General features: G+C 44.5%; 17 protein-coding genes. 7 read left to right on the top strand and 10 right to left on the bottom strand.

Going from position 1 to position 21388, the window contains the following annotated elements; translation table 11 throughout:
* The first annotated feature begins 1171 nt into the window (after window positions 1–1171).
* Window positions 1172–2200 (top strand): dTDP-glucose 4,6-dehydratase, encoded by a 1029-nt coding sequence (gene rfbB, locus L5M71_RS12365; RefSeq protein ID WP_263207750.1) that lies wholly within the window; start codon window positions 1172–1174, stop codon window positions 2198–2200.
* A gap of 30 nt (window positions 2201–2230) precedes the next feature.
* On the opposite strand, the gene L5M71_RS12360 is transcribed toward rfbB, so the two are convergent.
* Complete coding sequence (locus L5M71_RS12360) at window positions 2231–2938, bottom strand: HutD family protein (protein WP_263207661.1); 708 nt, start codon at window positions 2936–2938, stop codon at window positions 2231–2233.
* 197 nt (window positions 2939–3135) lie between these two features.
* On the bottom strand, window positions 3136–3588 hold the full coding sequence (locus tag L5M71_RS12355) for a copper resistance protein NlpE (RefSeq protein ID WP_113940966.1): 453 nt from the start codon (window positions 3586–3588) through the stop codon (window positions 3136–3138).
* A gap of 258 nt (window positions 3589–3846) precedes the next feature.
* Between L5M71_RS12355 and L5M71_RS12350 the strand changes: the two genes are divergently transcribed.
* From L5M71_RS12350 to L5M71_RS12330, 5 genes are all read left to right on the top strand, one after another.
* On the top strand, window positions 3847–5388 hold the full coding sequence (locus L5M71_RS12350; RefSeq protein WP_263207659.1) for a DUF3369 domain-containing protein: 1542 nt from the start codon (window positions 3847–3849) through the stop codon (window positions 5386–5388).
* Entirely contained in the window at window positions 5385–6755 is a 1371-nt protein-coding gene (locus L5M71_RS12345) for a GAF domain-containing sensor histidine kinase (protein ID WP_263207657.1), read from the top strand. Before L5M71_RS12350 ends, L5M71_RS12345 begins: the two co-directional genes overlap by 4 nt.
* Before the next feature lie 216 nt (window positions 6756–6971).
* Window positions 6972–7859, top strand: a complete 888-nt coding sequence (gene rfbA, locus L5M71_RS12340; protein ID WP_263207655.1) for a glucose-1-phosphate thymidylyltransferase RfbA — start codon at window positions 6972–6974, stop codon at window positions 7857–7859.
* Window positions 7849–8388 carry a dTDP-4-dehydrorhamnose 3,5-epimerase gene (gene rfbC, locus L5M71_RS12335; RefSeq protein ID WP_263207653.1) on the top strand — a complete coding sequence of 180 codons (540 nt, stop codon included), beginning with the start codon at window positions 7849–7851 and terminating at the stop codon, window positions 8386–8388. Before rfbA ends, rfbC begins: the two co-directional genes overlap by 11 nt.
* Window positions 8389–8421: 33 nt before the next feature.
* Window positions 8422–9546, top strand: coding sequence for an NADH:flavin oxidoreductase/NADH oxidase (locus L5M71_RS12330; RefSeq protein WP_263207650.1), 1125 nt, complete (start codon window positions 8422–8424; stop codon window positions 9544–9546).
* A gap of 36 nt (window positions 9547–9582) precedes the next feature.
* Here L5M71_RS12330 and L5M71_RS12325 read toward each other — a convergent pair whose 3' ends face one another.
* Window positions 9583–10722, bottom strand: coding sequence for a patatin-like phospholipase family protein (locus tag L5M71_RS12325; RefSeq protein WP_263207648.1), 1140 nt, complete (start codon window positions 10720–10722; stop codon window positions 9583–9585).
* A 136-nt stretch (window positions 10723–10858) separates the two neighbouring features.
* Window positions 10859–11701 carry a 3-methyl-2-oxobutanoate hydroxymethyltransferase gene (panB, locus tag L5M71_RS12320; protein WP_219250903.1) on the bottom strand — a complete coding sequence of 281 codons (843 nt, stop codon included), beginning with the start codon at window positions 11699–11701 and terminating at the stop codon, window positions 10859–10861.
* A gap of 168 nt (window positions 11702–11869) precedes the next feature.
* On the opposite strand from panB, the gene L5M71_RS12315 reads away from it, so the two are divergent.
* On the top strand, window positions 11870–12811 hold the full coding sequence (locus L5M71_RS12315; protein ID WP_317629993.1) for a helix-turn-helix transcriptional regulator: 942 nt from the start codon (window positions 11870–11872) through the stop codon (window positions 12809–12811).
* A gap of 94 nt (window positions 12812–12905) precedes the next feature.
* On the opposite strand, the gene L5M71_RS12310 is transcribed toward L5M71_RS12315, so the two are convergent.
* From L5M71_RS12310 to L5M71_RS12285, 6 genes are all read right to left on the bottom strand, one after another.
* A complete protein-coding gene (locus L5M71_RS12310; RefSeq protein WP_131523128.1) occupies window positions 12906–14621 on the bottom strand; it encodes a proline--tRNA ligase in 1716 nt (571 codons plus the stop codon).
* 227 nt (window positions 14622–14848) lie between these two features.
* Window positions 14849–15478, bottom strand: a complete 630-nt coding sequence (locus L5M71_RS12305; protein ID WP_263207641.1) for an acyltransferase — start codon at window positions 15476–15478, stop codon at window positions 14849–14851.
* Window positions 15479–16213: a tRNA (N6-threonylcarbamoyladenosine(37)-N6)-methyltransferase TrmO gene (tsaA, locus tag L5M71_RS12300; RefSeq protein WP_263200580.1), complete on the bottom strand. Its 735-nt coding sequence runs from the start codon at window positions 16211–16213 to the stop codon at window positions 15479–15481.
* Window positions 16214–16405: 192 nt separating this feature from the next.
* Window positions 16406–16786 carry an Rcs stress response system protein RcsF gene (rcsF, locus tag L5M71_RS12295; RefSeq protein WP_105252035.1) on the bottom strand — a complete coding sequence of 127 codons (381 nt, stop codon included), beginning with the start codon at window positions 16784–16786 and terminating at the stop codon, window positions 16406–16408.
* Window positions 16787–16864: 78 nt separating this feature from the next.
* A complete protein-coding gene (locus L5M71_RS12290; protein WP_263207639.1) occupies window positions 16865–18211 on the bottom strand; it encodes an amidohydrolase family protein in 1347 nt (448 codons plus the stop codon).
* The gene (locus L5M71_RS12285; RefSeq protein WP_263178039.1) at window positions 18211–21300 is read right to left on the bottom strand and encodes an amidohydrolase family protein; all 3090 of its coding nucleotides are present in this window, start codon (window positions 21298–21300) and stop codon (window positions 18211–18213) included. The genes L5M71_RS12290 and L5M71_RS12285 overlap by 1 nt, the downstream gene beginning before the upstream one ends.
* Window positions 21301–21388 lie beyond the last annotated feature (88 nt).

Genomic DNA, 21388 nt, shown 5'->3' with positions numbered 1-21388 from the left:
TCTTGCAGCACAATGGGGAAGTTTGTAAAGGATCCGATAAAGGTTATATTTGTTATGGATGTATGTCATACAGTTATGTAATGTCCTGTAAATTTTTTTTTACATTAAGTTCCTTGTAGACTGACCTAAATATTCTATTTTTACCTCTGATAGAGGTTTTCTTACTAGTAAAAATGACACAATGATACTTTTTATTACTCAAAATTACTAATAATACTTTATCAAGACGTTATGAGTGTTTAACTTTTATTTCTGTGCTGAACAGTATATTTATGTATCAACTATAACGCTTTAGTAAAGAAAGAGATTTTGGATACATTAATATTCAAACTACCGTAGAAAATTTAGCATGTATTGGTAATTTTTTTTGTTGCAGTTGCTTTTTTGTATAAAATAGTTAATTTCAAGGCCCGCATTGGTGATGATATTTTTATAATGTATTTGCTTTAATAAAGTTCCCGTATAATTCAATGCGTCTGTTGGAGTGTTTGTGTTTTTTGTGATAAAATGCTCACTCGATGTTGATTTTTTGTAATGCACAAAAGGAATATTTTAAGAAAGCTAAAAATGTAGAAGTTGGTAAGTTTATTAACTGGTTAATTGTGAAGGGGTTGTTGGAATTCTATTTTTATAGCCATTTTAATTTTTTAAAATAACTTAAAAAGTGATGTTAGTAATATAGTTATATCTCCATGCTTAAAATTTAAAGAGCTTTTAACTTGCTAGAGATGAAGTTTTTATGACTTATAGGATCTACTTCTAACTCTGAAATATTTTTTTTCTAAAATTTAGCGAGCCGACTATATCAATGGTGATAATATTAAGGTTCTCTCATGCAAGGGCGTGACCGTTGTAGAACCTCTTTACTCTTTTTTGATACGGTATCTTTTATGTCGCAACTCACTGAATGTGATGAAATAATTTATTTTTTATACTTTACGACTTATTTTACCTAACTAGCCGTATAATCACAAAGTGTTTTCTTGAATTTTATTGCATTATTTCTTATTTTTTTAGTTCGAAATTGTGTTATATTTTTACAAGAAGACATAGGGTAATAGTAGTGTTGTTAATTGGTCTCTTAATTTTTAATTATTGTTTTTTTCACATTTCTATGTTTTTAATTAAAATTTTTTGTTTATTTAAGTAGAATTAGGATTTTATTGTGGCTATAAAAATACTCATAACAGGTGGAGGGGGATTTATAGGATCTGCATTGCTTCATTTTTTGATTAGACAAACATCATGCATAGTACTTAATTTTGATAAGTTAACTTATGCCTGTAATCTTGACGCTTTAACAGTGCTAGATAGTAACGAGCGATATCATTTTGTTCAGGCTGATATTTGCGATAGAGTAAAATTAGATGCCGTATTCCAGGATTATCGACCAGATGTGGTGATGCATTTAGCGGCCGAAAGCCATGTTGATCGCTCAATTGATGGGCCTGCTGAATTTATCCAAACCAATATAGTGGGCACTTATACATTGCTTGAGGCGTGCCGCTGCTATTTCCAAAGTTTGAATGCGGATAAGCAAAAAGTTTTTAGATTCCATCATATTTCCACCGACGAGGTTTACGGTTCATTAGGGGCTACAGGATTCTTTTCTGAGACTACAGCCTATGATCCTAGCTCTCCTTACTCAGCCAGCAAGGCATCGGCGGATCATCTTGTTCGGGCATGGCATCGCACCTACGGTTTACCGATAGTTATCACTAACTGCTCCAATAATTATGGGCCTTTTCAATACCCTGAAAAATTGATCCCTTTGATGGTTAATAATGCATTGGCCGGAAAACCGTTACCTGTCTATGGTAATGGTCAACAAGTGCGCGATTGGTTATATGTAGATGATCATGTGCGTGCCTTGTTTCTTGTTATGACACAGGGCAGAGTCGGGGAGACCTATAATATTGGAGGGGCTAATGAGCGTAGCAATCTAGCGGTTGTGTACCAAATTTGCGATTTACTCGAAGAGTTAGTGCCCACTCATCCGCAAGCTTTTGTTATTAATGGTGTTGGTTTTCGAGGTTTGATAGAGCATGTTACAGACAGACCTGGGCATGATGTGCGTTATGCTATTGATGCGAGTAAGATCCTGCGAGAACTTGGTTGGCAACCATTAGAGTCCTTCGATTCTGGGCTCAGAAAAACTGTCGAGTGGATAGTGGCTCGGTATTTTAACGCGCCAAATTGAGTAATATTGGAGCTTAACCTGTAAATACTGTTATAGAGGACTGGCAGTAATGGACACTTTAAGTAGTCGACTTGGTCTTGTTGTTTTTAACCTTATACCATCGCCTTGTTGGAAAACGAGAATATCATAGGGCATGATCTTGATAAGCTTGCCATTATGTTCCCATGTCATGGTATCTAAGCAGCAAAGTATTTGGATGATAGGGACGTAAGCTTCAGTTTTTTGCAGTTCATTTGGGTGGCTGTTTGAGGTTGCAATCTGTTCTTCGATAAATATGTCATCAAAGCTAAGCCTTTGCGTGTGCACTTTAAATGCGCCGCGTTTGGTCATGACATTGAAATCAATAACATCACTGCCTAATAATTGACTTGTTATTGAGTTTTCACCAGCAAAGCAGAATGGGCTATCAGCTGGCGTGAGTCGCTTATATTCAGTTGTATCTGTATTTCCTGATATCTTTTCTCCAGCTCCAAGGCCATTTATCTGTTTTGTCCCTTCATGACTATTGATGCTGAGTTCAACACCATCACCTTCCAGAATGAGCAGTTGCCTGTCTATGTCGATAAATGATGAAAAAGGTCCGTTGCTGCTAATACTTGCAATGCTGATCCGATAATCAAATTCAGTAAGTTCGGCCTTGATGGGGGAAATGAGTAGCTGTTTTGTGCTTCCACCACCATTTTTCCATGGCGTTGATGGGCAATCTTGATAGCGGATCAGTTGTATGCTGTTATTCAAAATCACCTCTTTATTGGTTAAGAAGGTTTGATTCGCCTTTCTTAGCTTCACAACTTCTAAAGCATGGCTTTGCGATTGCAGAACATTTCTGTGTGACTTATGGATAACGGTACGGAGGCTTTGCTCTTACGGTAAGTGCAGCCTTCCGTTATCCATAATCTAATACCGCAGCTGAGTGCTAGCTGCCAGCTCTGCTTTTATAGACCTTTCTTTTTCAACACATAATTTGCAGCAAGTTCGCCGGTGATCCGTTTGCCTTCAGTGTCTAACATGATCAACTGATTTTCACCGACCAAATATTGTGTACCATCTTCTAGAGTGATTTTCTGGCCCAGTTCGTCCCATGTCACTTTACCCATCAGTTTTAAAATCTTTTCATCTTTACCTAAATAAACTGTTTCTTGAACAAAGCTATTATCAGCTTGCAAAGTGATTAGGGTTTGCATTCCTTCACAACTGGCGCAAGGCAATACACCTTCATAACTACCTGCCCAATCGAGCGAGTTCTGGCTGGTATCACCTACTGGGACGGATTTTGCCGCTTCTGTTTGAGCTTGGGCTGTATTGACTGCCGTTTCTTCTTTTGGGGCTTCTGAGCAAGCCGTGGTGAATAAAGCCAGCAGCGCGATGTAACATAGTGATTTTTTCATAGTAGCTCCAATAGAAATTTTGGGAATTATGCATTACGTGCACTCATCATACCCGCCAAGACTGGGTTAGGCTAACTTTTGCTATTTCTATTTTTATAACAATAGCTTAAGTTTTTTTGTGTGGGTTTTAAGTGACCAGTATGTTAGTTGTTAGTCCTAAGCTGTAATTAATGGGATGATAATTTATCCTTTGAAACTAGTCACTTTTAAGATTGAATCTATACTAAAACGTAACTATTCATCGTAAACGGTGGTTTTGTGGCGTTATTTAAGAAAAGTGCTGATGTTATCGAAGATACATCCCATAAGCCTAAACAAGGCATTTGGAAGGTGGCTATTATTGATGATGAACCTGGGATCCATGATGTCACTCGATTTGCGTTAAAAAATCTGACCTTAGATAATCGAGTCTTGCAGTTCTACTCCTGTTACAGTGCTGCTGAAGGTTTAACATTATTTCAAACTGAATCAGATATCGCCTTGGCCTTTATTGATGTCGTCATGGAAACGGACCATGCAGGCTTAGAGCTAGTCCAAAAAATTCGCACTGAATTAAATAACCACAGTACCCGCATCATTTTACGTACGGGTCAGCCGGGGCAAGCACCTGAAGAGCAAGTTATTCGGGATTTTGACATTAACGATTATAAAGCTAAAACAGAGCTCACCGCGGCTCGGCTTAAGTCTTGTGTATACACCTCATTGCGCTCCTATCGCGATATAAAAATTATCGAGCAAAGCCAAAAGGGGATGGAAAAAGTGATTGCTGCCTCCACCTCTGTACTTAAGAGCCATACATTGCATAACTTTGGTAGTGCAGTGCTCGAACAGACCTTGCAGCTGCTCAATCTCGAAAGCTCGGCTCTTTATCTCACGAGTTATCATCAAGACCTTTACCTCGATACTCAAATGAATCTGCTGGCCGCCACGGGAGATATGATCAGTTACTTTGAAGGTGGTAGCGTTGAGACTCTGCCAGGGGATGTGCGTGAACATATTATTGAAGCGATAGCGCTAAAAACGTCGCTGATCCGTGAAAATATTTATGTTGGATTTTATGAGCTTAGTGGCCATGTTACCAGTATTTTATATTTACAACACAACACTAAGTTAACGGATTTTCAAGTCAGCATTCTTGAGCTATTTGCGGCAAATGTGAGCTTAACCTTTGAGAATTTGTCGGGCCGCGAAAATGTGCAGCAGACACAAAGGGAGCTAATTTTAATCATTGGAGATGCCATTGAGCAGCGCAGTAAGGAGACTGGAGCCCATGTGCGCCGCGTAGCGCGCATGACAGAAATGCTCGCGATTGCTATTGGTATGAAGGCAGACTTTATCGAAACTATTCGTTATGCGGCGCCTCTTCATGATGTAGGCAAAATCGGTATCCCTGAGAGTATTTTGCATAAGCCCGGTAAACTCGATGCCGAGGAATGGGCGATTATGCAAACCCACGCAGAGAAGGGTTATAACCTGTTGGTTGGCTCAAATCGTATTATTGCCAAAATGGGCGCTAGAATTGCTTATACTCACCATGAACGTTGGGATGGGCAAGGTTATCCCCGTGGGCTATCGCAGGAAGACATTCCTATTGAAGGCCGCCTGATGGCGATTGTTGATGTGATTGATGCTTTGCTTTCCAAGCGAAGTTACAAAGAGGCTTGGTCTGTTGAGGCGGTGCGCGAGTACATCTTAGCGCAGTCGGGTAAACAGTTTGATCCTGTGTTATGTGAAGCCAGCCTTGATTTGTTAGATGTGTTTGCCTCCCTACATGTTCATATTCCGGATGAGCCATTATGACCCGAATGCTTGATCGAATTTTATTTGATGTCAGTAAGTCTCAGGTTATTGATGAGGGTGATCTCATTCAAGCATCACAACTTATCGTGAGCTCAATTTGTAAGGGATTACAGATCTCTCGGGCGGGTATTTGGTTGTTGAGTCCGGATAATCAGAGTATCACTTGTTATTATTCACTCGACAATCAACAGCCGCAAGAAGCGTTAGTGCTCACTCGCGCGCAGTTTCCTTATTACTTTAGCCTGCTCGACAATGAGCGCACAATTGTCGCCAATAAGGCGCAAACGGATCCCGCCACTAAAGAATTTGTCGAAACCTATCTGAAACCGAATCAGATCAGCTCTTTGTTGGATAGTCCTATTCGTCACCACGGAAAAATGGTGGGGATTATTTGTTCTGAACATCAGGGCGAGGCGAGGGAATGGACTCGGGATGAGAAGGCCTTTGCCTCGGCACTCGCCGACCTTTTTGGTCGAGCCATGAGTGCTAAAGAGATCATTGAATATCAACAACAGCTCAAGCTCATTAATACCGATCTTGAGCATCAAGTTGAGCTGCGCACCGCAGAGCTTGAAACAGCATTATCGACTTTAAAATCAACCCAAAAGCACTTAATTGAAAATGAAAAAATGGCGGCCTTAGGCAGCTTAGTCGCCGGTGTTGCCCATGAAGTGAACACACCCCTTGGCATAGCTGTCACATCCGTGACCCATTGTTTGGATGAGTTATCCCTATTGAAAGGGCTCTTTGAGAAAAACGAGCTTGATGAGGATAAATTTGTCAGCTTTATCAATACAATGCAGGATGGTTTATGCTTAATTGAGCGTAATCTTTCCCGCGCTGCAGAACTGGTGCATAACTTCAAGCGTACTGCTGCAGATCAATCGATACTGGAACGCGAGCGCTTTAATCTGAAGAATTATATTTTTCAAATATTTAGTTCATTAAAACCCTTGATGCGTAAGAAAAATATCACTTTAAAAGTCGAACTTGACGATAATATTTTTATTGATTCTTACCCCGGAGCGATCGCACAAATTTTCACTAACTTAGTCGCGAACAGTTTTCGCCATGCTTTTCCCGATGATTTTGTCGGTGATAAGCAAATTGTGATAGTAGTTGAAAAAATGGCTTCGCAGATCAAGATGATTTATGAAGATAATGGCGTAGGTATGTCCGATGAAGTGAAAGCCAAAGCATTTGAGCCTTTTTTCACCACCGCAAGGCAGAGTGGTGGAACAGGTTTGGGGATGTCGATTATTTATAATCTGATCACACAAAAACTGAATGGTAATGTGTCACTCTTCTCAGTGCCTAATCAGGGATTACGTATTGAGATGCTGATCCCTGAAAGTAGTAAGGGTTGAGATAGGTTAGCGTCTTCTTATATGTTTATTAAGTAAAAGACGAATTGAAATCTTACTGAGCCAAAATGGTATTTAGCTTTTGCGGTTTAATATTCTGTTGCGTTGTTTTTCCTGCATTAACAGCCAACAGCCCTGTTATCTGTTCTTCCTGCTCGCGACATTTTGTATGCTACAATCTTGGCACTTCAACATGGCTTATCAATCCTAAATATTTCAATGAGAAAAGGCATTTTACTGGCGGGCGGTACTGGCTCGCGTCTTTATCCTATGACGCAGGTTGTCTGTAAGCAATTACTGCCCATTTATGATAAACCAATGATTTATTACCCACTTGTCACCCTGATGCAGGCTGATATACGGCATATCTTGATCATTTGTACTCCCCACGATTTACCACTATTCCATGCATTACTTGGTGATGGCAGTCATTGGGGGCTTAAGCTGCAATATGCCGAACAAGCCTCTCCGAAGGGGTTGGCTGAAGCACTCATTATCGCCGAGCCATTTTTAGCGGGTGATGCCTGTGCGCTTATTCTTGGGGATAACCTATTCTATGGTCAGCACTTAACGGTAAATTTGCAACATGCTTGGCAAGACCAATCTGGGGCGACCGTTTTTGGTTACTATGTGGCGAACCCTAACGCTTATGGTGTTGTTGAGTTCGATGACACGGGTAAAGTGCTTTCTATCGAAGAGAAACCTCTGCAGCCTCGTTCACGTTACGCTATGCCTGGCTTGTACTTTTTTGACGGCAGAGCTGCAACATTTGCAAAAACGGTTTTACCTTCGGCAAGGGGCGAGTTAGAGATTGTCGATGTTATCACTCGTTACTTAGCTTTGGGAGAGTTACAGGTCGATATTCTAGGGCGTGGGACGGCTTGGTTAGATACTGGTACGCCTGATGCCATGGCCGAGGCGACACAATTTGTTGCTGCCATTGAGAAACGACAAGGGCTAAAAATCAATTGTCCTGAAGAGATTGCATTTCGCTGCGGTTGGATCAATGGGCAGCAGTTAGCGCAATTGGCTCAGCCTTTACTCAAGAGTGGCTATGGTGAGTATTTGCTCGGTTTACTCGATAAGCAGGTATTTGATGAAATGTAATGAAACTGAATTAGCCGAAGTATTGGTGTTTGAACCTCAAGTATTTGGTGATGAGCGTGGTTTTTTTAAGGAAACGTTCAGGCAATCCTATTTTGATGCTTGTTTTACTGCAAGAGGACTTGAGCCTCCCGTATTTGTGCAGGAAAACCAGAGTCGTTCGCAACACAATGTTCTGCGAGGCTTGCATTTTCAACGGCGAAAACCGCAGGGTAAATTGGTGCGGGTCTGTGCAGGGAGCATTTTTGATGTTGCCGTCGATATTCGGGCTGACTCGGCCACCTATGGAAAATGGGTTGGGCGAGTGCTATCGGCAGAGAATCATCTGCAAATGTGGATCCCACCGGGCTTTGCGCACGGCTTTTATGTTCTTAGTGATTATGCAGATGTTATTTATCAATGTACCCAATATTATGATCCTGAAGATGAAAGCGTTTTAGCTTGGAACTGTGCCGAGTTTGCCATTGATTGGCCATTAATCGCCGCACCGATTTTATCCACCAGAGATAGCATCGCCAGCACACCCTCATAAAGCCAATCACTGTTTGTATTAAAAGGAATGACAATGAGTTTATTATTTTCGCCTTTAACCTTAGGTCAACTCGAGTTAGCCAACCGCATTATCATCGCGCCAATGTGTCAGTATTCGGCAGAAAACGGCCAAGCAACCGATTGGCATACGATTCATTTAGGGAGCATGGCGTTATCGGGCGCGGGAATGCTCATTTTAGAGGCTACCGCTGTTCTGCCCAATGGCCGAATTTCCTATGCAGATTTAGGCCTATGGGATGATAAAACGGAGGCTGCTTTAGATAAAACCCTCAAATCTATTCGCAAGTATTCAAGTATGCCAATGGCGATACAACTCGCCCATGCGGGGCGTAAAGCATCAACTCGAAAACCTTGGGAAGGTGGCGGCACTATTTCACCCGATGAACATAATGGTTGGCAGACGATAGCGCCTTCCGCGCAGGCTTTTAATGAAGGCACAGCATTACCGAGTGCAATGACATTGGATGAAATTGATGAGCTTATATTGGCATTTGTCAGTTCGGCGCAACGTGCCGAACGATTAGGGCTTGATGCGATTGAACTCCATGCTGCCCACGGTTATTTACTTCATCAATTTTTATCCCCATTATCGAATCAACGCATTGACCAATATGGTGGCAGTTTAGAAAATCGTTTGAGTTTATTGTTGGCCGTGTTCGATGCAATTAAAGCAGTGATATCGCCTAAGATTGCACTCGGTGTGCGGATATCAGCGACTGATTGGGTTGATGGCGGTTGGGATTTAGCTCAAAGCCTAGTATTGGCAAAAGCATTAGAGGCCCGAGGCTGTGATTTTATCCATGTGAGTACCGGTGGATTAAGTCCGCTACAACAAATCCCTGTTGCAGAACACTTTCAAGTGCCTTTTGCCGAAGCCATTAAAGCTGAGGTAAACACACCTGTGATTGCAGTGGGATTAATTACGGATGCCAATAAAGCGGAAACGATTCTGGAACAAGGACAGGCTGATGCTATTGCACTTGCTCGCACTATGCTCTATGACCCACATTGGCCTTGGCATGCGGCAGCAATATTAGGTGCAACTGTGAAAGCGCCGCCACAGTACTTACGTTCATCGCCACATGGGATTAAATCGCCAATAAAGAGTGAAGCGCATAGCATGATTTTAGAATGTTAAGGTACCGAATACCTATTGGGAATTTCAGTTATGTCCTTAAGATGATGGATTTTTGTCTAAACCAAAAAACGCTTTAAGTTCATCGATTTTTTCCATGGCATCTTTATAGCCTAAGTCGATTAAAGCGCTGGTATACGTTTTTTCGAAGAGTAGGTAGGACACAATACTTGAGTCTGACTGCCTGTCTATGCCGATGAAGCCGAGTAAGGTTTTAACGGCCCATGGCATGTCGTCATAGAAGCGGGCAGCAATTTTGCTGAGATCTTCGCTAGGTTTGATGACTAGGGCTTTAATCGGATGCAAGGCGAGTTTGTTACGGCTTGACTCAGGAATCAGGCTTAAAGTGTTATTGATCCTTTCTAGTCTCTCAAGGTCGCTATTTAAGGTATCTGAAAAGATGGTATCGAGCAGATGACCCGCTATTGTCGCTGTTTTTGGGTGATATTCTAGTTCCATAGGAAAGTGCTTGTGCGGGCTCTCTAAGTTAATGACTAAGAGTTTTTCGGCGCCTAAATGAATAGGGCTTGAGAGCGGTGCTAGCTGATGGACTGAACCATCACCATAATAGGCTTGGTTGAGTTTAATGGATGGAAATACCATAGGGATTGCCGAACTGGCGAGTAGGTGCTCGGTATTGAGCATGATACGTTCGCCACTGCGACGGGCACGGGTCCAGTTTTCGATTTCTTTCGCGGCTTGGAAAAAGGTCACTGAGCGAGAGTTATTATAACAAGAGGCATCCACACTCAGTGCCGTCAGTGAGCCATTACGGATATTACGGTCGATACGTTTAAAGTCGATAAGCTCATTGAGTAAGCCTCTTAGCGGATCATTATCGAGCAGACTGCCTGCATCGGTATTGACCTTATCATCTTGCATGCCTTTGAGGGCCATTTTCGTTAGATGGCTGAGAACGCCTGTGATCGAAGCTCGGTAGACTTTTCGAGTTTCAAAGTGACGCCAAACCCATTCGAGTTTTCTGACACCAAGGTGAAAGCAAGAGGCATGGGTAGCGATAGCGGTGCCATTGATGGCACCCGCAGAGGTTCCGCAAATAATTTTAAAGGGAATACCATGATTGCGTGGATAAAGCTGGACCAGTGCTTTTAACACGCCGACTTGGTAGGCCGCCCTAGCGCCGCCACCGCCTAAGACTAATGCAGTTGATGTAGGCAATCTTCAGACTCAATTTATTGTTTTAATAGTTTTATTAAAGCAACGCCCCCCTATAAAAAGCAAGTCGGTAGACTCAATTAGTTGTAAATTTCGATTTATCGTTTATTCGATTGCTGGAACATTTCGCTTTAGACAATTAATCCGCTGTAACTTTGGTCGTTTTGCTGAGGCCAAAGCAATGCTCCGATGTTGGAAACTCACCCGTCCTCACTTCTTGGGCATATTGGGCGCAGGCCTTAGTGATCAATGGTCCTAAGTCGATATAGCGTTTAGCAAATTTAGGCGTGTAGTCAGAAAATAAGCCTAAGATATCCTCAGTCACGAGCACTTGACCATCGCAGGCGGGTGAGGCGCCAATGCCTATGACTGGGATTGAGACTCCTGCCGTCACTGTGCGCGCCGCGAGCTCGGATGTGCCTTCAATCAGTATGCTAAAAGCGCCTGCTTGCTCAAAGTCTTTCGCTAAACTAACGAGGGCTTCGATGGCGGCAGCATCTCTTGCTTGGGTTTTAAATCCACCCAATTGATTCACGTGTTGCGGCATTAATCCTATGTGTGGCATTACAGGGATCCCTCGCTGGGTTAAAAAACGAGTGGTGTCGAGCATCTCTGCGCCACCCTCGAGTTTTACCGCCTGCGCGCCTGTGCGTATTAATACTTGGCTGGCATGTTTGAAGGCTTGCTGAGGCGATTCTTGATAACTCCCAAAGGGCATATCGATAATAACGCAGGCATGTGCTGCGCCGCGAGTGACAGCAAGACCATGATTAATCATCATTTCTAAGGTGACCCCGAGTGTAGAGTCTTGCCCATAAACCACCATGCCGACGGAGTCGCCGACGATAATCATATCCACATGGGGATCGATAATTTCTGCCATCGGCTTTTCATAGGCGGTTAGAGCAACTATGGGGGTTTTACCTTTCATTTTTTGTAATGTAACGGGCGTTACGCGATTTTTATCCATGTGGATACTCATGTCATCTCCAATTTATTCAGTCTGATATGACATGTTAGCGTTTGCAGCTTTGGCTTTAGCTCGATAGATTGACTTAATGTCTAGATATAAAGACACTTCTTTGCATAAAGGTACTTCTAAACAAAGAGGCTCGATAATTTGAAAAGAAGCTTCGATATAAAAATCACCTTGGGCGATAACACCTTGAATCAAGTCACTGACACGCATTTATCCCAGCAGCATATTACTCAGCACACGCAGGTCGCACCTTCACGTTTAGCCGCCGCAGGGCTAAGTGCCTCCATCATGTTGCTTAAGCGAACACTCAAGCCGTTTGAACATGTGCAGCGCCATAGTCATTCTTGGGGACAGGTCATTTATGCCAGTCAAGGTGTGCTGAGTGTGATCACGCCTGCTGGGCGTTACATTGTGCCGCCTGAACAAGCGGTGTGGGTGCCTCCCTTTGTCGATCATGAGGTTATCGCGCTAGGTCAGGTGCAATTGAGTAGTCTGTATTTGGATGAAACCCGGATAGGCGGGTTTCCACCCGACAGTACTTGTTTGAGTGTGAAGCCAGTTTTGCAGTTATTACTGCAAGAGGCTAATACCTTAGTGAAGAGTGAGGCTGGGCTAATTGATCCCGATTTTAAGGATCGCGTCATGCGGCTCTTGATGGTGATCCGTGACTTTATGGTACTCGCCCCTAAGGTCGCCTTGGATTTACCTTATCCTAGGGATAAAAAATTACTGCGCATTACCGAGGCTTTGCTTGCCGATCCAAGCGAACAGCGCACTTTGGTTGATTGGCAGCGGGAGGTCGGTGCCTCGGCCCGCACGTTAGCGAGATTATTTAAACAGCAAACTGGGCTGAGTTATAGCCAATGGTTGCAAAGGCTTAGATTGCAGGTAGCGATTCAGATGCTCAGCCGAGGTGAATCAGTGCTCACTACAGCGTTATCCTTAGGTTATGCCTCGGGTTCAGCCTTTGGTTATATGTTTAGGCAGTTGATGGGCGTCGCTCCGAGTCAGTATCTGTTAGCGCAAAATACCTTGCCAAAAATACAGTGCCCAAAATACAGCAGTAAACAGCCACACATAAAAAGTCATGTTGCGAGCCAATGTGAACGATGAAGGTCAATAAAAAGTCCAATAAAAAACGCACTTAAGCTGGGCTCAAGTGCGTTTCGTTTTTGATCTTCAGCTTGTCTACATTTCGCGTTGAGGCTTAGCCTTTAACTGCGTTTTTCAGGAAGTCGAGCAGTTGATCGAATGGAATATCTTGTTTTTCACCTGTGCGGCGGTTTTTGTATTCAAATACGCCAGCATCAATATTGCGATCGCCAATCACCACTGTATGTGGGATACCAATCAGTTCCATATCGGCGAACATCACGCCTGGACGCTCTTTACGATCATCCAATAACACTTCGATACCCGCTTCGTTTAAGTCTTTGTATAACTGCTCGGCGATATCGGTTACGCGGTGCGACTTGTGCATGTTCATTGGCAGAATACCCACGCTAAATGGCGCAATCGCTTCTGGCCAAATGATGCCACGGTCATCGAAGTTTTGTTCGATGGCTGCTGCCACAATACGGCTCACGCCGACACCGTAACAACCCATCAGTAGCACCTGTGACTTGCCATTTTCGTCAAGTACAGTCGCGTTCATCGATTTAGAGTAGTTAGTGCCCAGTTGGAAAATATGGCCCACTTCGATACCGCGTGCCATAGCATAAGTGCCTGAACCATCAGGTGTTGGCTCGCCTTCGACTACGTTACGGATGTCGGCAACTTGCGCTGTCGGCAGATCGCGTTCCCAGTTGATACCAAAATAGTGTTGGTCATCAACGTTAGCACCGGCGGCAAAATCGCTCATGACGCTAACGCTGTGATCGATAACGATAGGGATTTTAAGACCGATAGGGCCAAGTGAACCAGGACCTGCGCCAATGGCGTCACGGATTAGGGCTTCTGGCGCCATTTCCAATGGTGATGCTACTAAATCTAACTTGTCGGCTTTGACTTCGTTGAGTTCATGGTCGCCACGAACGATTAACGCCACTAGCGGAGCGGCTTCGGTCGCACCTTTAACGATTAAGGTTTTGACCGTTTTGGTGATATCCAAATCAAACTGCTCAACTAATTCCGCAATAGTCTTTGCATTTGGGGTATCGACTAAACGCAATGCTTCAGTGGCTGCGCCGCGTGGTTCAGTTGGCATAGGTGATTCGGCTTTCTCAATGTTAGCCGCATAATCGCTACCCGTTGAGTAAGCAATTAAATCTTCACCGCTTTGCGCTAGCACGTGGAACTCGTGTGACATGCTGCCACCGATTGAACCCGTATCAGCTAAAACTGGGCGGAAAGCTAAGCCCATGCGCGATAGAATGTTGCTATAGGCTGTGTACATAGCCTCATAGGTTTCATTCATGGTATCGACGTCAAGGTGGAAAGAGTAGGCGTCTTTCATCAAGAATTCGCGTGAGCGCATCATGCCAAAACGTGGACGAACTTCGTCACGGAATTTGGTTTGGATTTGGTAAAGATTCAGCGGTAATTGCTTGTATGAGCTGACTTCTTTACGAATGAGATCCGTGATCACTTCTTCATGGGTTGGCCCCAGTACGAAGTCGCGATTGTGACGATCTTTAAAGCGCAGCAGCTCGGGACCAAACTTTTCCCAACGACCCGTTTCTACCCACAAGTCTGCCGGTTGTACCATAGGCATTAGAATTTCAATTGCACCGGCTTTGTTCATTTCTTCACGAACAATGGCTTCGACTTTACGTAGTACACGTAAGCCCGTGGGGAGGTAGCTATATAGGCCCGACGCATTACGACGGATCATGCCCGCACGTAACATTAATTGATGACTAATGACTTCTGCGTTGGCAGGAGTTTCTTTCTGTGTTGATAGCAGGTACTTGCTGACGCGCATTACCGATGTCCAAATTTGAGTTGAATGGTCGCCATTTTATCACCTGCTTTGGTGATGTCACCTAGGGATTTAGGTTAAATTCAACTAGCTGGGAGATAAATAGCATTTTTTGATGCTGGATAACGGATAACGGATAACGGATAACGGATAACGGATAACGCAAGGAAGAGTGCTGTGCTGTTAGAGCGTGACTTCGTCACTGCTAGTATCAAGATTATCCTTACTGCTTACTTATCCCGTCTATCGCCAATCACTTTGGCGGGGTTGCCAGCCACTATCGCCCAGTCGGGTAAATCTTTCGTCACTATGCTGCCCATACCCACCACAGCGTGATCGCCAATTGTCACACCATCGACTATGCCTGCCTGAGCGCCAATCCACACATCTTTACCAATAACAATGCCCTTTGAGTTGGCAGCTTGTTGATATATGGGCGTATCTGGCACCATACCATGGTTGAAGGCATAAATAGTGACATTATTAGCGATGCGAGTCTGGCTGCCAATTTGAATACCGACCCTGCCGCCATCGAAGGAGCAACCATGATTAATCGCCACTTCGTCCCCTAGCGTGATAGGTCCATGCAAAAAACACTCGGCGGCGATCATGCAGCGATTACCGATGCGGATATCACGATTGGGTTCGGCGAATAACTGCGCCTCGGGGGCGATAAAACAGTGCTCGCCGATAGTTACCGTTTCGAGGGCACAAAGTTTTGCTTGAATATCGTCTTGCCAAGGTTTGGCCCAGATTAAATGTTTCTCTTTTAAAGAAAAATACAGCCACGGCATCCAAGAGAGCCGCTTTTTATGCTGGCTTTGATAATCAGGCAAAGATGCCAGCTCTGATACAGACATTTAGCCACATTTCCCCGGTTTGAGTTCCAATACTAAGATATATTCTTGGTCATTATCATCGACCGCCATGTGCCAGAACACATCTAAATCATAGAGGGCGACTTGGTATAACTTAGGATCGTCCTTGGCTTTTTTGTAGGCGGGACGTGGATCTTGGCCGAGCACACCGCGGATAAGTACGGCTAAATCTGTGTAGGTTTCCTGCAGGGCGTAACGCTCAATCTGCGTCTTGGCATTGTCAGAATACACCACTGAAATCAGTTTAGGCGCGTCTTGGGCAATGCCGCCTACAGCATCGGTAATAGAATCTGAGAAAGGAATGTATGGCTTAATATCGATAATCGGCGTGCCATCGAGCAGATCCATACCTGAAATTTCGAGGCACACTTTGCCCTTGCGCTGCACTACGCCGTGCAATTTCACTACAGACTGGCCTATGCCATTGGGGCGAAAAGTGGAACGAGTGGCGAACACGCCGAGTTTTTCATTGCCGCCTAAACGCGGCGGCCTGACTGTGGTTTTCCAACCTTGGGTAAGATTCTCATGGAAGCAAAACAGTAACCAGAGATGTGAATATTGCTCTATGCCACGCACCGCATCGATATGATTCACATGGGACTCTAGTTCGACATAACCACGCGCTTCAACAAGTCCGGGTTGTCTTGGTATGCCAAATTTTTGTTTATAGGGCGTGCGGCATGTTGCCACTGCGATAATTTGGTTGGTAAATGTCATGCAAAAAATTACCTAAAGGGTAAGTATAACAACCGCCTAAGCTCATCATTCTAAGCTAATCATTAAGGCCCATCTTTGTGCGCTAATAATGCAGCGTTGGTCACGAAGCGTTAGCCATTAAGCGGTTGATAGGGGCAATCTTAGAACACTATAGGATCACGCCGCGAGCAGTATGCTTAATATGCGTGAGGCTTACTCTGTTGTAGCCGTTTTTACTGCTTGACCAACGCATAATGCGCGGCTGATACAACCTTGGGCAGCTTCTTCAAATATGACACATTGCTTGATGATAATGCCGTTAGCCCCTTTATCTGCCGCATTGCGACGGGCTTCGGTTCTGGCATCGGCAAGTGACGCAGGCGCGCCGTTGGTATCGGCCTGACAGGACTCACCTTCGACCAATCCTTTTAACTCATAATGACCTTTAGGCAAGGTATCACCTTCATAAAGGATGACATCGGATGCCTTGAAATAGTCATTAATCGCCTCACTGTCCAAATTACTGTTAAAACTGTAGTCGCTTGCACAGGCACTGAGCAGGAGCACTAATGCACTTGAGAGGATAATTTTCATGGTTTGACCTGAAGTTGAGGAGAAAACTGCGCAGCCTTGGTAGGCTGCGCCGATGCGATATTATTATCTGAGCAAATTCTACCGCTTAAGGTACTTTTGATAAAGCTGCTGATGGCGATTATTCAGATCTATCTGCCGCCCTTCAATCCAAATAGCTTCGATCTTATTGGTCATAGGGTCGAGAATGTCCCCCTCGGACAGCACGACACTGCCTTGGTATCCCACCGCTATCGCCCCTAAATCTTCCACACCTAACAGTTTTGCGGCATCTAAGGTGATGGACTTAAGTGCTTGTTCAGGCGTTAAACCATAAGCGGCGCTGTAACCTGCGGCGTAGGGGAGGTTACGGCTATTCCAGTCCGATGAGAACCCAAGGGCGAAGGGAATACCTGCATTGGCGAGTAAAGATGGGATCTTAAAGGGTAAATCGACTGGCTCATCTTTACGTTTAGGCAGACTCAAGGTATGAGGGTAAATGACCCCAGCTTTAACTTCCCTTAGGCTTGAGTCCAAACGCCATGCATCGTATCCGCCGACAATTACCAGTTTGAATTGGTATTTTTTCGTCAAGGCGATCACTTGCTCAATTTGGCCAACACTGTCGGCATGGGCAAACAGTGTCGCTTTGCCTTGGTATAGCGGCAGCATAGCCTGCCAGCGCAGGTTGTTAGTCGCAGACTGTGGATCTTCATTCTGGTTTTTGTCTTTGCCGCTGGCCTTATCACTTAAGAAATAGCGATAGCCATCTTCAAAGGCGATATTGAGCTTGTCGATCGCCAACTGATTTTTCTCAATGGCCTTGGCTTTCTCTTTTTCATCTTCTGGCATGCGTTTGATTTGCGGCCAATAGACATGGAACTGTCCAGCACTTGGTGTCATCGCATCTTCAATCGTCCATGCATCGAGATCCACCAGTACCGATTGTCCTGCTAACCCATCACCGCTCGGAACGATTTGTGCGTGGGTAATGCCGTTGTAACGTATGGTCGGGATGAGCTCCGAATCCGCATTGTAAGCTGTGGCCGTGCTGATCTGCGGATTGATATAGCCTACCTCGGCGTTATCAACCGTTGGGCGGCTCATTTCAATTTCTACTAAGCCTAAGCTGGTGTCTAGGGCGATTAAGCCCGGATACAAGTGTTTACCGCTGGCATCGATGATTTGAGTGTCACTGGTTTCTGCGGTTGCACTGTTGGTTTGGCTGGTGAGTTGGGGCCCAACGTCCGTGATCTTGCCATTTTCAATTAAGACGTCTGTGTTGCTGAGCACGCCTTGAGTGACTGTGTGCACAGTGGCGTTTTTAATCAGTACGCTGCGGCTTTGTTTAGGCGTAGGTACGATATCATTGGCCATTGCTGGGGCCTGCGTGATGCAAATTGCGCCGAGTAGCGCCACAAACAAAACGGTTTTAGATAAATGTTGCATTATTTGGCTCCCTCATGAGCGTGGCCCCATGCCTGATAGTGGGTGTCGCAGTGCCACTGTGGCTCGTTGAGTGGCGTGATTTTTTCACCCGCTTTAGTTTGGTCATCACTGCTGAGAATTTTTTGGATAAGTGCGGCGCGCTCGTTCACCACAGCTTGTTGGGCAACTTGGTCTTGGTCGCGGTCAAAATAGCGTTTTCCTTCAACCCATGCCTGCGTCACTTTGGCGTAAATAGACAGTGGCTCTGCGTTCCAGAGTACGATATCGGCCATTTTGCCTGGGGTGAGTGAACCCACAAACTCATCGACTCTTAATTGTTTGGCTGGATTGATAGTGACCATATTCCAAGCGTCTTCCTTCGACATATTGCAATACATCATAGACTTAGCCGCTTCTTGGTTGAGTCTGCGCTGCATTTCATAATCGTCTGAGTTAATGCTGGTGATCACCCCCTTGTTTTGCATCAGGCACGCGTTTTGCGGAATCGCATCATACACCTCAAACTTATAGGCCCACCAATCGGCAAAGGTCGATGCGCCAGCACCATGGGCAGCCAGTTCACTCGCCACTTTGTAACCTTCGAGCACATGGGTAAAGGTTTGTACTTTAAAGTGATAGGCCTCGGCCAAGCGAATAAACATCAGGATTTCTGACTGTACATAGGAATGAATATGTACGTCGCGTTGCTGGTTTAATACTTCGGCGACCGCCTGCAGACGATAACTTGGACGCGGGGCGATGGTTTTCTTTTTATCGCTGGAGCGCAGATTATCATAGGTTTTTAACGCCTTTTCATAGGCGATAGCAGCGTCGAAGGTTTCTTCAAATAAGGCTTTTACTCCCATGCGAGTCTGGGGGAAGCGCTGAACAAATTTCTCGCCCCAGTTACTCTGTTTGACGTTTTCACCTAAAGCAAATTTGATACTGGCGGGCGCGTTAACAAATTTGAGTTGTTCAGCTGGCTCGCCCCATTTCATTTTGATCAGTTGTGATTGGCCACCGATAGGGTTGGCGCTACCGTGGAGTAATTGCGCGCTGGTGACGCCGCCCGCTAAGGCACGATAGATTGAAATATCGTCGGGATTAATAATATCGCCAATGCGTACTTCAGAGGTAACTGCGTCTGTTCCTTCGTTAGTACCGCCATTAATGGCGATATGCGAGTGTTCATCGACTATGCCGGCGGTGAGGTGTTTACCTGTTGCATCGAGGACTTGATAACCTGATGGCGTACTTAATTGTTGGCCAATTTTTTCGATGCGGCCATTGGCCATCAAGAGATCAGCATGTTCGAGAATACCTTGTTTATCCGATGTCCACAGGGTGGCATTTTTGATGTGTAGCTTCTCCACTTTAGGTGCTTCGCTTAGTCCGTAAGCGACGTTAGGGAAGGTGAGGTGACTCACTAGGCTCGTGTTGGCTTCATTCTTGGGAGCATGATTGCTTGCTTGGTCTGCTTTTTTGAGCTTTGCAGTTTGAGTTAAAGCGACACCGGCAACATTTGTAGTGCGACTTTTTGCATCGACCATACGACCTTGAATGCCGTCATCGGCCATCCACAGCGTAAAGCGGCTAAGGCCGTTAATGCCTGCGGCGCTCAAATCGGCAGTAAAGCTCAATCTTCCGTTATCATCTAACTTAAGTTGAGTGAGTGAGATACTTTGTTCGCCACTGCTTAAATTGCCTTGGATGTTGGGTTTATCACTTTTACTTTCATCATGTAGCGATAAATCTAGCGTGAGGTTATTGAGGCTTAATTGGTAATCTCCCAGTAATCGTGCTTGGGGAAGTGAGCGCAGACTTTGCTCCTGACCTTGCAACCAAACACTGTAGATCTGGCCATCTTTAAAGATATTGCCTTTAGTGATAACAAAGTCAGCCATATAACCGGACGCGAGTTTACCGGTAAAGTCGGCGGTGCCTGTCATCTCTGCGGCTTGGGTGGTGAGTGCTGCGAGAGCGTTTTCTTCACTTAAACCTTGGGCAATGGCTTGGCGTAGGCGCGGCCAGAAGGCATCGGTCTTAATCCCAAACTGCGTTAACGCAAAGGGGATACCTGCGTTAGCTACCGCTGCAGGATTGGTTGGTGCACGTTCCCACTGTCTTAAATCCGCCAGTGATACTTCACGATCAGCATCATCAGTGCCGACATCGGGTGCCTGCGGATAGTTTAAAGGCAAGATCAACGGATAGTTCAGCGCCTTTAACTCATTGATGCGTGAGTATTCTTGACCATTACCAAGTAGGTTGGCTGGCAGTTTATGTTCTTTGAGTAAATGGGCTGCACGTAATTGGTCATTGAGATTTTTGGTTTCAAAGATAATTTGCTTATCGGCTAAATTATCTAAACGCTCAAAGGCGATATTAAATTCGACTTGATTGTTTATTGCGCCATTGGCAGGTTTGTTTTTATTTTGGTTATACCAATTTGCATCGGCAAAGGTTTGCCTAATAAGTGCAATGCTGCCCATTAATGATGAGGGATAATCTTGTTCAGACGAACCTTTATCAAATGCCATAAAAGGTTGACTGCGGGCGCGATAAATCACTTCATTAGCCGTTTTGTCCGCTAATGAAAGGCTGACACCCGTTCCACGGAAGATACCGTCGAGTTTGCTACTTTGCACACTGGTGAAACCATTATTAATCCACTCTTTTGCGCGTTTTTTATTGGGGTAAACGTAATTAAACCATTCTTTTTCAGAATGAATTGCACCATTTTCCGCATTACCACCGATACGCTTTATATCATAGACGGGGCGAGTGAGCTTAAGTTTGGGATATTCGAACTCAATCCCATAATCAGTAAAAGGATCGATAAATCCGGGATAAATTGTATAACCACTCAAATCGATTCTAAATGCGCCAGCGGGAATGTCGTTGTGCTCAATAATGGCTTTAATTCGATTATTTTCAATTAATAAAGTGGCATCGCTTAAACGTTTTCCCGGGGCAATAATTAATTCAGCATGGGTAAATGCAGTGAGTTTACTGGATGTTGTTCCAGTATTGAGCTGGGCAAATGTTGTTTGTGATACTAAGCTAGCGATTATGCTGCAGCTTATCATTATCTTATTGTTTATCTGCATTATTTTATTCAATCGAGTGAGGGTGAACAAAGAGTAACTGAAAGCAGATGTAAATACTAAGGCTGAATTGTAACGTAATTTGAGCGGG

Source organism: Shewanella sp. SW1 (assembly GCF_025653545.1).
Classification (GTDB): domain Bacteria; phylum Pseudomonadota; class Gammaproteobacteria; order Enterobacterales; family Shewanellaceae; genus Shewanella; species Shewanella oncorhynchi.
Note: the sequence above shows the minus strand (reverse complement) of the source record. Positions and strands in the feature narration are given on the sequence as shown.

Coding starts and splice junctions, on each gene's coding strand:
- rfbC (WP_263207653.1), top strand. CDS start 7,849: ATGAAATGTAATGAAACTGAATTAGCCGAAGTATTGGTGTTTGAACCT.
- L5M71_RS12285 (WP_263178039.1), bottom strand. CDS start 21,300: ATGCAGATAAACAATAAGATAATGATAAGCTGCAGCATAATCGCTAGC.
- L5M71_RS12355 (WP_113940966.1), bottom strand. CDS start 3,588: ATGAAAAAATCACTATGTTACATCGCGCTGCTGGCTTTATTCACCACG.
- L5M71_RS12305 (WP_263207641.1), bottom strand. CDS start 15,478: ATGTCTGTATCAGAGCTGGCATCTTTGCCTGATTATCAAAGCCAGCAT.
- L5M71_RS12310 (WP_131523128.1), bottom strand. CDS start 14,621: ATGCGCGTCAGCAAGTACCTGCTATCAACACAGAAAGAAACTCCTGCC.
- L5M71_RS12290 (WP_263207639.1), bottom strand. CDS start 18,211: ATGCAACATTTATCTAAAACCGTTTTGTTTGTGGCGCTACTCGGCGCA.
- tsaA (WP_263200580.1), bottom strand. CDS start 16,213: ATGACATTTACCAACCAAATTATCGCAGTGGCAACATGCCGCACGCCC.
- rfbA (WP_263207655.1), top strand. CDS start 6,972: ATGAGAAAAGGCATTTTACTGGCGGGCGGTACTGGCTCGCGTCTTTAT.
- rcsF (WP_105252035.1), bottom strand. CDS start 16,786: ATGAAAATTATCCTCTCAAGTGCATTAGTGCTCCTGCTCAGTGCCTGT.
- L5M71_RS12330 (WP_263207650.1), top strand. CDS start 8,422: ATGAGTTTATTATTTTCGCCTTTAACCTTAGGTCAACTCGAGTTAGCC.
- panB (WP_219250903.1), bottom strand. CDS start 11,701: ATGAGTATCCACATGGATAAAAATCGCGTAACGCCCGTTACATTACAA.
- L5M71_RS12345 (WP_263207657.1), top strand. CDS start 5,385: ATGACCCGAATGCTTGATCGAATTTTATTTGATGTCAGTAAGTCTCAG.